This window comes from Ruegeria sp. AB6 (assembly GCF_056542685.1).
Genome location: NZ_JBQGAD010000010.1, coordinates 64,729 through 76,923, shown reverse-complemented (window position 1 = coordinate 76,923; position 12,195 = coordinate 64,729). Strand labels below are relative to the sequence as shown.

Genomic DNA, 12,195 nt, shown 5'->3' with positions numbered 1-12,195 from the left:
CATCATAGATGCAAGGCAGATCGTTGGGCCGGGCAGCGCGCGGGCGCGCGCTGCGGTCACGCTCGAGGCAGCGGGTTTTGCGACTTGTTGTAGGGCTTCCAGTTGCTGACCTCGGGGTAGTAGTGGCGTCTCCAGGCGCGAACGCGCGGATTCATGACGCGCCGCCAAACGGGTGGGATCATGGCGGCGACGGTCATCACAGGGTAACCGTAGGGCAGTTGCGGAGCGGCGTCTTCGGAATGGTGTTGTAAAAGGGGAAAACGGCGATTGGGTTTATAGTGGTGGTCCGAATGCCGTTGCAGATTGATCAGCAGCCAGTTTGACGCTTTTTGTGATGCATTCCAGGAATGATGCGGCTTGACGTGTTCGTATTTCCCATCGCCCAGATGCTTGCGGGTCAGGCCGTAATGTTCGACATAGTTGACCAACTCCAGCTGCCAGATCGCGACACCGGCCTGAAGCAGGAACAGGGCGACGCCGGACCACCCTCCGACCCCAAGGGCCAGCAGCACCATACCGCCTTGCAACACCCAATAGCGCCAGAAGGGGTTCGAAGCGTCCGTCCATGGGCGGTCTTTCCGCGCCAGCTTGTCGCGCTCGGCCTTGAAGGCCGAGGTCAGGCACTGCTGCAGGACGCGGGGATAAAAGCGGTGAAACCCTTCATTATAGCGGGCGGTCACTGGGTCTCGAGGGGTGCCGACATAGCGGTGATGCACCAGCAGATGCTCGGACCGGAAATGCGAATAGAGGACCATGGCCAGAAGAATATCGCCCAGCCAACGCTCGAACCGGCCTTTTTGATGCATCAGTTCGTGGCTGTAGTTGATCCCGATTGTGCCAGAGATGACACCCATGCCGAAGAACAACCCGATCTTGGACGCCAAGGACAGGTGATCAGTGTGGGTGGCAAACCAGATCAGACCGAACAGCGAGATGAACTGCACCGGGACCCAGATATTGGTCAGCAGGATGTACCAGCGCAGGCCTTTGTCGGGGGTGTCGGGGTCCGCGTTGTTCAGCTCCAGCCCGGTCAGCAGGTCCAGTATCGCAAAGGCCCACCAGGTGAAAATCGGCACAAGAAGAACCCACCAGCCACCAAGGGTGGCCGATATCCAGATTATGGGAATCAGCATGAAGGATACCCAGAAGGGCAGCGCTGATTGCCAGCGGGACAGGGTGTCGGATGAAATCATGCGCCAACTCCGAATGACCGCTTCTGGGATGCTCCAGAGGCCTTTTTGAAAAACCTGTTACTGCCCGAGCCAGAGGTCAAGCGCCTTGCGCATCACAGTTGGAAGAACTTTGGGTCGGAACGTGTGTTTGTCCATGATGATCAGGTCATTCGGGGCTAGATCTCCCGGCAGGGGGGCGGTCCAGATGCGCAGAATCAGGTGGAAATGGGTGAAGGTGTGGCGCACCTCGCCGGGCAGTGCCTGCCAATCCGCCGGGAAGGGCGGTGTCTCGGCTGGCGCATCCGACCAATCTGATCCGGGCCAGCCCAACATCCCACCCAGCAGGCCTTTGTCCGGGCGACGCTCAAGCAGCAGCGCGCCATCGTTACGCTGGGCGATATAGACATGGCCATAGCGCGTGGGCTTTGGTTTTTTGGGCGTTTTGCGCGGCAGGTCAGCCTGCGTTCCGGCCTTGCGCGACAGGCAGGGATCGCGCAGCGGGCAAATCCCGCAGGTAGGTGATTTGGGCGTGCAGATCGTGGCCCCCAGATCCATGACAGCCTGCGCGTAGTCTCCGGGTCGTACGTCAGGTGTCAGCGTTGCGGCTTTGTTCTTTAGCGCAGGTTTCGAGCCGGGCAGCGGGTCGTGAATGTTGTAGAGCCGGGCCATGACGCGTTCGACATTCCCATCCAGCACGGTTTCGGGGCGGTCAAAGGCGATGGCCGAGATTGCGGCGGCGGTATAAGGGCCGATGCCGGGCAAGTCCAGCAACGTGTCATAGGTGTCTGGGAAGATGCCGTCGTGATCTTCAGCCACCGCTCGCGCGCATTTCAGCAGGTTGCGAGCGCGGGCGTAGTAGCCCAGCCCGGCCCATTCGCCCATGACCTGATCATCTGGGGCGGCGGCGAGCGCCTGCACCGTGGGCCAGCGCGTTGTGAACCGCATGAAATAGTCTCGCACGGCGGCCACGGTGGTCTGTTGCAGCATTACCTCGGATAGCCAGACGCGATAGGGGTCAGGCCGCACTCCGGCGGCGTGGTCAACGGGGCTGACGCGCCACGGCATCTTGCGGGCGTGGCGGTCGTACCAGTCCAGCAATTCGCTGCTGACGTCAAATTCGCCTGTGTCACGCAATTTTTAATCATCTCCCTGTCGGGTTTCGCTGGCGCCCGGTGTCCTGCCCTCTACAATAGTAGTGCAGGAGTTGGAAACCAGATGCAGCGCAGACGTTCTTCGACCCGCGGGTTCAAACGCACCGCGACATTGCTGAACGACCAGATCAGACGCGCCGGTGAAAGCCGGGGCTTTGCTGTGTCGCGCCTGTTGACCCACTGGGCCGAGATTGTAGGGCAGGATATGGCTGCCATCGCGCGCCCTGTGAATGTGGGCTATGGCAAGGGCGGCATGGGGGCAACGCTGACCGTGCTGACCACTGGCCCGCAAGCCCCGATGCTGGAAATGCAAAAGGAACAGCTGCGCGGCAAGGTGAATGCGGTCTACGGCTATAACGCCATCAGCCGGGTGCGCATTACCCAAACCGCTCCGACAGGATTTGCCGAGGGGCAGGCCAGTTTCGATCACAAAGCGAAGCCGGCGAAACCCATACTGAAACCGGAAATCGCGGCCGAGGCGGACCGGGCAGCGCAAGGCGTCCATGATGGCGATCTGCGTGCAGCCCTTGAACGTCTGGGCCGTAACGTTCTATCCAAACAAAAACGCTGAGAAAGGGCTGATACATGAGCCGTATTGCAACCGGAATCTGCGCGGCCGTCGCCATTGCCGCAGGCAGTTTTTTGCTGTCGTCACCGAACGCGTCGTTTTCGCTGATCGGCAGCGCCGAGGCGCAAGAGGCCGAGCTGGACACCTCGACCATCGTCGAGATGACGCTGGGGGCCGAGGACGCACCGGTCGAGATCATCGAATATGCATCCTACACCTGCCCGCATTGCGCGAATTTCCACAAAGGGCCGTATAAGCAGCTCAAGAAGGATTTCATCGACACTGGCAAGGTCAAGTTCATCTACCGCGAGGTGTATTTCGACCGCTACGGCCTGTGGGCGTCGATGGTGGCGCGTTGCGCCGGTCCTGACAAGTTCTTTGGCATCTCGGATCTGATCTATGAAGGCCAGTCCGAATGGACCCGCGCGGGTGGCCCGGCTGAGATCGTGGATGAGCTGCGCAAGATCGGGCGTCTGGCCGGGATCGACAATGACCAGCTTGAGGCGTGCTTGCAGGATGGCGACCGTGCCCGCACTCTGGTGGCCTGGTATCAGGAAAACGCCGAGCGTGACGGCGTTCAGGCCACTCCGTCCTTCATCGTGAACGGCAAAGCGGTCGAGAACCAGTCCTATGACGCGTTCAAGAAGCTGATCGAAGACGAACTGGGCAGCTAAGCCTATATGGCGACCGGCCCTTTTCGGCTGGTCGCTTTTTAGGGCGATGGGGCAACTTGCAACAGCATTTGTTTGACCCTGTCGCCGTCCGCGACATTTAGGCGAACGGGCAGGGTGATGACCTTGCTGCGGAACGCTGCGGGCAGGCGAACGGCGTCTTTCTCGGTCGTGACCATCTGTGCACCGAGCAGGCGCGCCTCATTTTCCAACCGGGTCATCAAGGCTGGGGTCAGTGGCTGGTGATCGTCTAGTGCTTCGGCTCTCAACAGGGTTGCGCCTTGCTGGCGCAGGGTTGCAAAGAACTTCTCCGGGTGGCCGATCCCGGCAAAGGCCAGAACCGGCGTGTCGGCCCAGTCCATCCCGGTTTGCAGCGCCTCGACCACACCCGTGGCGTGGGGAACGGTCAGCTTCAGCCCCCATCTGTTGGTAAATTCGGTCTGCGCGGCGGCATCCCCTAGTGACAGGACGAGATCGGCACGTTTCAGGCCCACATCGACCGGTTCGCGCAACGGTCCGGCAGGCAGGCACAACCCGTTGCCGAACCCGCGCTGGGCATCCACCACGATGACCGAGAAATCCTTGGCGACCGAGGGGTTCTGAAACCCGTCATCCAGCACGATCACCGTCGCTCCGGCCTCGGCGGCGGCTTTGGCCCCGGCGGCGCGGTCCTTTGCCACCCAGACATCGGCAAAGGCGGCCAGCAACAGCGGCTCGTCCCCGACCTCGGCTGCGGAATGCTTGGCCGGATCAACACGCACCGGCCCGTCCAGCGATCCGCCATGGCCGCGTGTCACCACATGGGTCTGATGCCACGCATCGCGCAACTGTTCGATCATCCAGATCACGGTGGGGGTCTTCCCGGTGCCGCCCGCATTCAGGTTGCCAACGCAGATCACTGGTGCGCCGGGTGTTAGACCCGGCTGGGCCGCAACGCGCCGGGCGGTTGCGGCCGCGTATAGTCGCCCAAGCGGAGATAGCAGTCGTGCCCGGATTGCCAATCGGTCAGGTGCGGTATGCCAGAAATCAGGTGCCCGCATGATCTGATCCCCGCTGATCCAATGTGTCCTGCACCAATTCGATCAGGCGGTCCGCCTGCGGTGCGCCCTCGGTCACGACCTGCCATCCGGCCAGCGCCATATCGGCGGCGCGGTCCGGGGCCAGGCTTTCCACAACAGCGTCGCCCAGTTCGGTTGCACTTCTGACCACTCTTGCGGCACCCACCCAGTCAAGTTGATCGTATATCTGTTGGTGTTGATGTACAAACGGGCCGTGAATAACCGCCGAGCCCAGGGCAGTCGCAATCAACGGATCCCGCCCGCCTGACCCCCGCTCCAGCGTGCTGCCGATGAAGGTCACGGCCGAAACGCGCTGCCAGAGACCCAAAGCTTCGGCATCCGAGGACAGGATCACCTGCGTGTTGTCCTCGATTGTTCCGCCTTCATCCCAGTTGACGCAGCGCAGGTCCATCGCCTCGAGCCGTCGGTGCAGCGGGGCTGCCTCGTAGATATCCGCGACATGCAGCACAAGGGCCAGCCTGGGCAGCATTCGGGTCGCTTGCCTATGGGCGCTGAGAACCGAGATGAATTCCTTGTCCTGCACCCAGGAAGCCAGCCACACGGGGCGACCAGACAGGGCATGCGTCATCTCGATCAACTCATCCTCAGGCCAGGGGCGGGGGTTGGGGCTGACCAGAAGGGGCGGAGCTGTGCCCACTTTCGAGGACGAGATACCCAGCCGGCGGATTTGCCGGGCGGCTTCGTTATTCGTGGTTAGGATGGAGGTGAAACTGTCGAAGGTCAGTCGGGTCAGGTCTGGCAGCCAGCGTCCACCCGGTGCGATGTTGAAGTGATAGGCGGCTTCGGCAAGGATCAGAGGGATGCCCCTTTCCTGCGCCCGCGTGATCAGGTTGGGCATCAGCCCGCCGCCAATCCAAAGGCCGATATCTGGGCGCCAATGCTCTAGAAAAGCGCGCGCGGCGCCGGTCTGTTCGGATGGCAGGTTGATCAGGGGATAGTCGCCCGACGGCCAGCGAGACAGGTCTGCATCCGGCGGGGCTGTCAACAGGATCGACAGATCGGGTCGGACCTGTTGCAGGCGCTGGCAAAAATCGACCACTGCCCGCTGCCGGTCCCGCGCGCCGATATGTATCCAGATCAATTCACCCCCGGGGCGTGGGGCGTAGGCGGTGTCTCCTGCGCTGGACACCCCCCAAGACAGGACGCGATAGGCCGTCAAGCTCATCGAGCGCGTCTTGGTCATGACCAGGGTCCGGTGCTTTCCGGCTCCAGCATTTTGGTTATACGGCTGTGCAAGGCGGCCCCTGCAGCGACGACCCCATTTAGGCGGGGATGCGGGTTGTTGAAGCGCAGCGGCCCGCCCATTCGGTCGGAACACACTCCGCCCGCTTCGCGGATGATCAGATCACCGGCGGCGATATCCCATTCCCAGCTTGGGCGCAGCGTCAGCATCCCGTCGAACCGCCCTTGCGCAACCGTAGCCATGCGATAAGCCAGCGACGGGCGGTAGTTGCGCTGAAAGCCGGGAATTGTGCCATTGCGCCAATGGCTGGCGTCCATATTTGGTCTGGCTGCCAGAACTTCAGCGCTGTTCAGATCGTCGATGCCAGACACGCGTATTGCGGTGCCGTTTAGCGTTGCTCCCTGCCCTTTGGCTGCCGCAAAAAGCAGGTCGCGGCGGGGTAAGTATATAACAGCTGCCGTAACTTCTTGGCCTTCTGTAACGGCTAGCGAATGCGCCCAGGTCCGCGAGCCTTCGGCAAAGCTGCGCGTGCCGTCGATCGGGTCGATGATGAACACCCGGTCTTTTGTAAGCCGCGCTTGGGAATCCTCGGTCTCTTCGCTGAGCCAGCCATAGCCGGGCCGGGCAGCAGGCAGCTTCTGCTCCAGCATCGCGTTCACCGCCAGATCGGCTTCGGTCACCGGGCCCGCGCCGCCGGGTTTGTCCCAGCGCTGGGCCGTGGTGCCCGAATAGCGGGTAGCGATCTTTCCGGCCTCCAATGCGGCGTCGATCAGCAGAGGCAGGTCAGTTGCCGGCAAGTGTCATCCCTTCGATCAGCAACGACGGCACCACGCGAGACATATAGGGGCGCGCATCATTGGCCGGAACGATCCGTTTCAACATGTCGCGCAGATTACCCGCAATGGTGCATTCATTGACCGGATAGGTGATCTCGCCATTTTCGACCCAAAAGCCCGATGCGCCACGGGAATAGTCGCCTGTATTGGGGTTGATGGTTGACCCGATCATCGACGTCACCAACAGCCCGGTTCCCATGTCGCGCAGCAGGTCCGCCCGGCTTTGATCGCCTTGCGTCAGGCCTAGGTTCCAGTTGCTGGGTGACGGGGGGCCCGAGACGCCACGTGCAGCGTTACCCGTCGAGGTCATGTCCAACTTGCGCGCACTGGCCAGATCCAAGGTCCACCCGGTCAGAACGCCGTTTTCGACAATCGCCCGACGTCGGGTTGGCAGGCCTTCGGCGTCAAACGGGCGGGATCCGGCAATGCGCGGGCGATGCGGGTCTTCGATCAGGGATATATGCTTGGGCAGAACCTGTTTGCCGAGACAATCCGACAGCCAGGATGCGCCGCGCGCAATGGCTGCGCCGTTGCTGGCCCCTAGCAAATGCCCGATCAGCGAGGACGAGATGCGCTCGTCAAACAGAACCGGAAAGGTGCCGGTGGTTGGTTTCCGTGCGCCCACTTGCTGAACCGCACGCTCCCCGGCGGTGCGGCCGATCTCGTCGGGTGCGCGCAGATCGGTCTGAAAGGTGCGGCTGTCACCATCATAGTCCCGCTCCATCCCGGTGCCTTCGCCCGAGATCGCCACGCAGGATGTTGACCGGCTGGACCGAGTATAACCGCCGGAAAATCCATTGCTGGCTGCCAAATGCACCCGGTGCGTCCCATAGGCCGCCGCCGCATCCGAGACCTGAGACACCCCATCAACAGCCAGCGCCGAGGCCTCGGCGGCCAATGCGTCCTGTAACAGGGCTTCGGCCGTGGGTTCGGGGGATGGGTCGAACAGCTCCAGCGCCTGCATGTCCCAAGTTTTGGCAAGCTGGTCGGGTTCAGCAAGGCCGGTAAATGGGTCTTCGGGGGCTTCGCCTGCCATGGCGACGGCACGTTCTGCCATTGCCGTCAGGGTCTCGGGGCGGCTGTCCGAGCTGGATACGATCGCCTGCCGCTTGCCCAGAAACACACGTAACCCAAGATCGGTACCTTCCGACCGTTCGGCGTGTTCCAACGCCCCGGCGCGCACCTCGACCGACACGGAGGAGCCGTCCAATACAATGGCATCGGCAGCCTCGGCCCCCGCTTTGCGAGCCGCATCCAGCAGGTTCTGGCTGATTTCTTCGAGTGCGCGGGTCATAAGGCCTCCGGGTGTGGTTGTATTGGACCTAGCCCCGGACCGGGCGTCCCGCAAGGCCCCCAATGCCATTGGGCACAACGAAGTTGCGTGAACGCAGGGCGCATTTCAGGGCAATGGAAAATCGTCACCGGGTTCGAACCGGAAAGGACGTCAGAGGGCAGGTGATGACCACCCTCTGACAGTGCAGGTCACTTGATGCGCTGACCATTGGCCAGAATTTGGCCATCCTCGGTGAATTCGATCTTGGAATTCAGCGTATCGGGTTCTTCGCCAGGAACGGCCATCAGACCCATCATCATCCGCGCGCCCAGGGCATCGCTTTCCGCAACCAATCCCATGCTGATCAGCGTGTCGATCAACTTATTGGCCCCGACCAGTTGCAATGTGGTGCTGCCGACAGGTGTGGGCAGGCCGCCCAGTTCTTGCGTATTGGTGTTGTCGAAGGTGAAGTCGCCCTCACCGGTCAGTTTTGCACCGACCAGAGACACCAGCAGCTCGTTGATCTTCAGCGAATGCAACTCACCCGGCGCGTCTTCGGACAAGGCCAGCGACTCGACTGCTTCGGGGTCGAAGAAATCGGTCAGGATTTTTGCAGTGCCCGCCATATCCAAAGCAATGGTGGCCGGATCACGCGGCAGCGCACCTGCGGGGTCAAAGATGCTCCACAATACGTCCGACATGGTGAAATCGGTCAGGTTGAAGGCAAAGCCGAACGGTTGGATTTCTTCGGATTTCTGCACCGGGAATTCGAATTTCAGCCCGGCATTGGCCATCGCAATCTCGATTGGGAAAGGCAGGTCTGCCGTGGTCACAGCCAGCTTGGTGCTGTTCTGCTCCAGATCATAGGCCAGACGCTGCGCGTCAAAACTGGCACCGAACCGCCCCCCTTCAGAGGAACTGCTCATGTCAAATGCTTCTCCGTCCGAGGTTCCCGCGATGGCCGTCTTGCCCGAGGCATAGGTAAACAGCCCCGAGAATTCGAAACCGTTTTGATAAAAGGCCAGAGGGTCCGAGACATCGAAATTCGACGGGATGACGTTGGTGCCTTCAAATGCAAGCTGTTCCAAATTGCCGTCGATCTTGCCGGTATCGTCGTTTTCAGGGTCGTCGAAGGCCAGATCATAGCTGAGTGCGCTGGCGGTGAAGGTCTGGTCTATATCGCGGTTTTCACCGATCTTCATGCGTGAACTGCCTGCCAGATCGGCAAGCTGCACGGCCACACCCAAAACGTCGCTGGGCAGAGTTTCACCATTGGCCGTTATCTCGTCCAGCGTGATCCCCAACGTGTCGGCGGTGTAGTCATAGGTCATCTCATCCGGGCTGCCCGACACGACCATGTTCAGACCTTTGTGGGTGTATAGGATCTTGGCCGAGAACGCCTCGCCCTCACCCTCACCCGAGACAGTCATCGGCAGAGTTTCGGGCAGGGAAATGCTGACGGTTCCATCGCCGTTTTCGGTCAGCGTCATCTGCCGGACCTGCATTTTAAAGCTGCTGTCCTCTTCGGGCAGAACCATGTTCAGGTTCATGTCCGTGATGCTAAGTACATTGCCATTGGCTGATTGCTGCGCCTCGACCGTGTAGCCCATCTGGGACAGATAGCTTTGCCAGTCGTTCCACACATCCTGTGCAGTAACATCGGCAAACGCGCCTTGGGAAATGACGGCATAGGCCAAAACAGCGCCGCTGCTGCGGCGAAGGAAAACGGACATTACAAGAACCCTTCTTGATCAATTTTGCGGGCATCGTCGTGCCTGTGGCGTCGGGCGTCAAGGGGCAAGGGCTGGACCCTTTCCCCGTTAGCGAGGTAGAGGTTTACACAATCTCAAAACAACGGAGGTACAGGGTCCACATGCAAGGAAAAACCGTACTGATAACTGGGGCCAGTCGCGGCATCGGGGCCGAAGCAGGGCGCGTTTTTGCCGCGGCCGGGGCGAATGTCGCCCTTGTTGCGCGCAACAGGGACCAGATCGATGCTCTGGCGGCTTCGCTGGGGGAGAATGCGATTGCGTTGCAATGTGACGTCAGCGATTTTGCGCAGGTCGAACAGGCCGTGGCCGATTGCGTGGACCGCTTTGGCGGGCTGGACGTGCTGATCGGCAATGCGGGTGTGATTGATCCGATCTTTCATCTGTCGAATGCCGATGTCGAGGCTTGGTGTAAGGCGATCGATATTAACCTCAAGGGCGTTTTCTACGGGATGCGCGCCGCGTTGCCGATTATGCGGGCAGCCGGTGGAGGGACGGTGATCACCATCTCGTCCGGCGCGGCCTCGAACGCGATTGAGGCGTGGAGCCACTATTGCGCCTCCAAGGCCGGGGCGAAGATGCTGACCGAGTGTTTGCATCTTGAGGAATCCATTCACGGCATCCGCGCGATGGGGCTATCTCCGGGTACTGTGGCCACGGATATGCAGCGCGTGATCAAAGCCAGCGGCATCAACGCTGTCAGCCAGTTGGAGTGGAGCGATCACATCCCCGCCGATTGGCCCGCGCGCGCGTTGCTATGGATGTGCACCAAGGACGCCGATGAGTTTCTGGGTGATGAGATATCGCTACGCCGCGAGGACATTCGACAACGGGTAGGTCTGACGTGATTGAGTTAAGTAAGGCGGACGGGCTTTGGACCGTTACGCTGAACAACCCCGGAAAGGCCAATGCGCTGACCGGGGCAATGCTGACCGAACTATGCGAAATAGCCGAAGCCGCGACAGAGGCACGCGCCTTGATCCTGACCGGCGCGGGCAAGGTGTTCAGCGCTGGTGCCGATCTGGATGAGGCGCGGGCAGGGCTGGCAACCTCGGATTTGTGGGAACGTCTGTCCGGAGCCATTGCAGCGCTGCCATGCCTGACCGTGGCGGCCCTGAACGGGACGCTGGCGGGCGGGGCCAACGGGATGGTTCTGGCCTGTGACATCCGCATTGCCGTGCCCACGGCCAAGTTTTTCTACCCGGTCATGAAGCTGGGGTTTTTGCCTCAACCGTCTGATCCGGGTCGTATGGCAGCGCTGATCGGGCCATCCCGGACCAAGATGATCCTGATGGCCGGGCAAAAGATCGCTGCGGATGAAGCCTTTGCCTTCGGTCTGGTCGATCGTGTGGTTGAACCTGACGCGTTGATGCAGACGGCACAGGATCTGGTGTTAGACAGCCTGAGCGCCGATCCGAAAATCGCGGCTGGAATTGCCGAGCTTTGCCCATGAGATTATCTGCTATCCGTCTTCGGGTCGCGGACCCTGAACGCCTGTCCGCGTTCTACACTGGGCTTCTGGGCATGCGCGCGCAAGAACAGGGGGCGAGCCTGCGTCTGGGATATGCGGGCGAAGATGCCGATCTGCTGCTGATGCCAGGGGGTGGGGGCTATAGCAACGACCAAGGCCAGCGCTATTGGAAGATTGGCATTACCCTTCCCAACGTCGATCTGGCAGCGGCCTATCTGCGGCGAAAGGGGGTTGAGGTCTCGGCCCCTCGGCAGTTTCTGGACATCGGCTATATGTGCCACCTGACCGACCCTGAGGGGTTTGTCATCGAACTGCTGCAACATGATTTTGAGGGCAACCGCCCGGAAAACGCGGCGGACCCCAGTGATCCGTTTGCGCAGGCTCGGATCGGTCAGATCACCCTGCGCACAGGCGATATCGGGGCCGAGGACAGGTTCTGCCGCGCGCAGGGCATGCGCCTTTTGTCGATGCAGGATGTTGCCCAGTATGGGTTCGATCTGCATTTCTATGCCTTCACCGACGATACGCCCCCGGATGCCGATCCGTGGGCCGTGGCGAACCGGGAATGGCTGTGGAAACGTCCCTACACGACCTTGGAATTTCAGAACGTGGCAGGTGCGCAATTCGCACCCTCGCCGGATTATCGCGGGATTGAGATCGAAGGGCTACCCGCGCCTATCCACGATGCGTTCGGGGATCGGGTCTGGCCGGGCTGATCAGCGTCCGCGCCGCTTGCCCGGAACTTTTGAGCGAAAGCCGGGCGGGCGTTTGCGCACCCAGTTCAGGAATTTCTCAATTCGAGGGTGTGTACGCAGGGCCTCGACCGTGTTGAAATTGCGGGCCAGTTCGGCTTCGGACAATGTGGCGTGGACCTCTTTGTGGCAGATCACGTGCAGTAAAACCGTGGGCCCGCCCTTGCCCCCTTTGAGTTTTGGGATCAGATGGTGCAGGCTTCCGCCCCCGTTAGGAATGGGGCGGTCACATAGTGGGCAGATGGGGTCGCGGTCGGACATGGGGCAGAC

13 protein-coding genes are annotated in these 12,195 nt (G+C 61.1%); 5 read left to right on the top strand and 8 right to left on the bottom strand.

Features of this window, described 5'->3' with window-relative positions:
• Positions 1-56: 56 nt before the first annotated feature.
• Positions 57-1,193 carry an alkane 1-monooxygenase gene (locus ACR0DB_RS17985; RefSeq protein WP_480552378.1) on the bottom strand — a complete coding sequence of 379 codons (1,137 nt, stop codon included), beginning with the start codon at positions 1,191-1,193 and terminating at the stop codon, positions 57-59.
• 57 nt (positions 1,194-1,250) lie between these two features.
• Positions 1,251-2,306 carry an A/G-specific adenine glycosylase gene (mutY, locus tag ACR0DB_RS17980; protein WP_480552377.1) on the bottom strand — a complete coding sequence of 352 codons (1,056 nt, stop codon included), beginning with the start codon at positions 2,304-2,306 and terminating at the stop codon, positions 1,251-1,253.
• An 81-nt stretch (positions 2,307-2,387) separates the two neighbouring features.
• Between mutY and ACR0DB_RS17975 the strand changes: the two genes are divergently transcribed.
• Together ACR0DB_RS17975 and ACR0DB_RS17970 are read left to right on the top strand one after the other, a co-directional pair.
• Positions 2,388-2,894 carry a DUF721 domain-containing protein gene (locus ACR0DB_RS17975; RefSeq protein WP_480552376.1) on the top strand — a complete coding sequence of 169 codons (507 nt, stop codon included), beginning with the start codon at positions 2,388-2,390 and terminating at the stop codon, positions 2,892-2,894.
• Positions 2,895-2,908: 14 nt separating this feature from the next.
• On the top strand, positions 2,909-3,565 hold the full coding sequence (locus tag ACR0DB_RS17970) for a DsbA family protein (protein WP_480552375.1): 657 nt from the start codon (positions 2,909-2,911) through the stop codon (positions 3,563-3,565).
• A gap of 38 nt (positions 3,566-3,603) precedes the next feature.
• Here the strand turns inward: ACR0DB_RS17970 and lpxK are convergent, their stop codons facing one another.
• From lpxK to ACR0DB_RS17945, 5 genes are all read right to left on the bottom strand, one after another.
• Entirely contained in the window at positions 3,604-4,602 is a 999-nt protein-coding gene (gene lpxK / locus ACR0DB_RS17965; RefSeq protein WP_480552374.1) for a tetraacyldisaccharide 4'-kinase, read from the bottom strand.
• A complete protein-coding gene (locus tag ACR0DB_RS17960) occupies positions 4,589-5,824 on the bottom strand; it encodes a 3-deoxy-D-manno-octulosonic acid transferase (protein WP_480552373.1) in 1,236 nt (411 codons plus the stop codon). The genes lpxK and ACR0DB_RS17960 overlap by 14 nt, the downstream gene beginning before the upstream one ends.
• Positions 5,821-6,621 carry an inositol monophosphatase family protein gene (locus ACR0DB_RS17955; protein WP_480552372.1) on the bottom strand — a complete coding sequence of 267 codons (801 nt, stop codon included), beginning with the start codon at positions 6,619-6,621 and terminating at the stop codon, positions 5,821-5,823. The genes ACR0DB_RS17960 and ACR0DB_RS17955 overlap by 4 nt, the downstream gene beginning before the upstream one ends.
• Positions 6,608-7,954 carry a TldD/PmbA family protein gene (locus ACR0DB_RS17950; RefSeq protein ID WP_480552371.1) on the bottom strand — a complete coding sequence of 449 codons (1,347 nt, stop codon included), beginning with the start codon at positions 7,952-7,954 and terminating at the stop codon, positions 6,608-6,610. The genes ACR0DB_RS17955 and ACR0DB_RS17950 overlap by 14 nt, the downstream gene beginning before the upstream one ends.
• Positions 7,955-8,142: 188 nt before the next feature.
• Positions 8,143-9,666 carry a DUF2125 domain-containing protein gene (locus ACR0DB_RS17945; RefSeq protein WP_480552370.1) on the bottom strand — a complete coding sequence of 508 codons (1,524 nt, stop codon included), beginning with the start codon at positions 9,664-9,666 and terminating at the stop codon, positions 8,143-8,145.
• Between the two features lie 140 nt (positions 9,667-9,806).
• On the opposite strand from ACR0DB_RS17945, the gene ACR0DB_RS17940 reads away from it, so the two are divergent.
• Genes ACR0DB_RS17940 through ACR0DB_RS17930 form a run of 3 tightly spaced genes read left to right on the top strand, consistent with a single transcriptional unit; the run spans position 9,807 to position 11,889 of the window.
• Complete coding sequence (locus ACR0DB_RS17940; RefSeq protein WP_480552369.1) at positions 9,807-10,550, top strand: SDR family oxidoreductase; 744 nt, start codon at positions 9,807-9,809, stop codon at positions 10,548-10,550.
• Positions 10,547-11,155 (top strand): enoyl-CoA hydratase/isomerase family protein, encoded by a 609-nt coding sequence (locus tag ACR0DB_RS17935; RefSeq protein ID WP_480552367.1) that lies wholly within the window; start codon positions 10,547-10,549, stop codon positions 11,153-11,155. Before ACR0DB_RS17940 ends, ACR0DB_RS17935 begins: the two co-directional genes overlap by 4 nt.
• Positions 11,152-11,889, top strand: coding sequence for a VOC family protein (locus tag ACR0DB_RS17930; RefSeq protein WP_480552365.1), 738 nt, complete (start codon positions 11,152-11,154; stop codon positions 11,887-11,889). Before ACR0DB_RS17935 ends, ACR0DB_RS17930 begins: the two co-directional genes overlap by 4 nt.
• Here the strand turns inward: ACR0DB_RS17930 and ACR0DB_RS17925 are convergent, their stop codons facing one another.
• Positions 11,890-12,186, bottom strand: a complete 297-nt coding sequence (locus tag ACR0DB_RS17925) for an HNH endonuclease (RefSeq protein ID WP_480552363.1) — start codon at positions 12,184-12,186, stop codon at positions 11,890-11,892.
• Positions 12,187-12,195 lie beyond the last annotated feature (9 nt).

Excerpts from the sequence above, each read along its gene's own strand:
- ACR0DB_RS17985 (WP_480552378.1), bottom strand. The coding sequence starts at position 1,193 with ATGATTTCATCCGACACCCTGTCCCGCTGGCAATCAGCGCTGCCCTTC.
- ACR0DB_RS17975 (WP_480552376.1), top strand. The coding sequence starts at position 2,388 with ATGCAGCGCAGACGTTCTTCGACCCGCGGGTTCAAACGCACCGCGACA.
- ACR0DB_RS17970 (WP_480552375.1), top strand. The coding sequence starts at position 2,909 with ATGAGCCGTATTGCAACCGGAATCTGCGCGGCCGTCGCCATTGCCGCA.
- lpxK (WP_480552374.1), bottom strand. The coding sequence starts at position 4,602 with ATGCGGGCACCTGATTTCTGGCATACCGCACCTGACCGATTGGCAATC.
- ACR0DB_RS17960 (WP_480552373.1), bottom strand. The coding sequence starts at position 5,824 with ATGACCAAGACGCGCTCGATGAGCTTGACGGCCTATCGCGTCCTGTCT.
- ACR0DB_RS17950 (WP_480552371.1), bottom strand. The coding sequence starts at position 7,954 with ATGACCCGCGCACTCGAAGAAATCAGCCAGAACCTGCTGGATGCGGCT.
- ACR0DB_RS17945 (WP_480552370.1), bottom strand. The coding sequence starts at position 9,666 with ATGTCCGTTTTCCTTCGCCGCAGCAGCGGCGCTGTTTTGGCCTATGCC.
- ACR0DB_RS17940 (WP_480552369.1), top strand. The coding sequence starts at position 9,807 with ATGCAAGGAAAAACCGTACTGATAACTGGGGCCAGTCGCGGCATCGGG.
- ACR0DB_RS17930 (WP_480552365.1), top strand. The coding sequence starts at position 11,152 with ATGAGATTATCTGCTATCCGTCTTCGGGTCGCGGACCCTGAACGCCTG.
- ACR0DB_RS17925 (WP_480552363.1), bottom strand. The coding sequence starts at position 12,186 with ATGTCCGACCGCGACCCCATCTGCCCACTATGTGACCGCCCCATTCCT.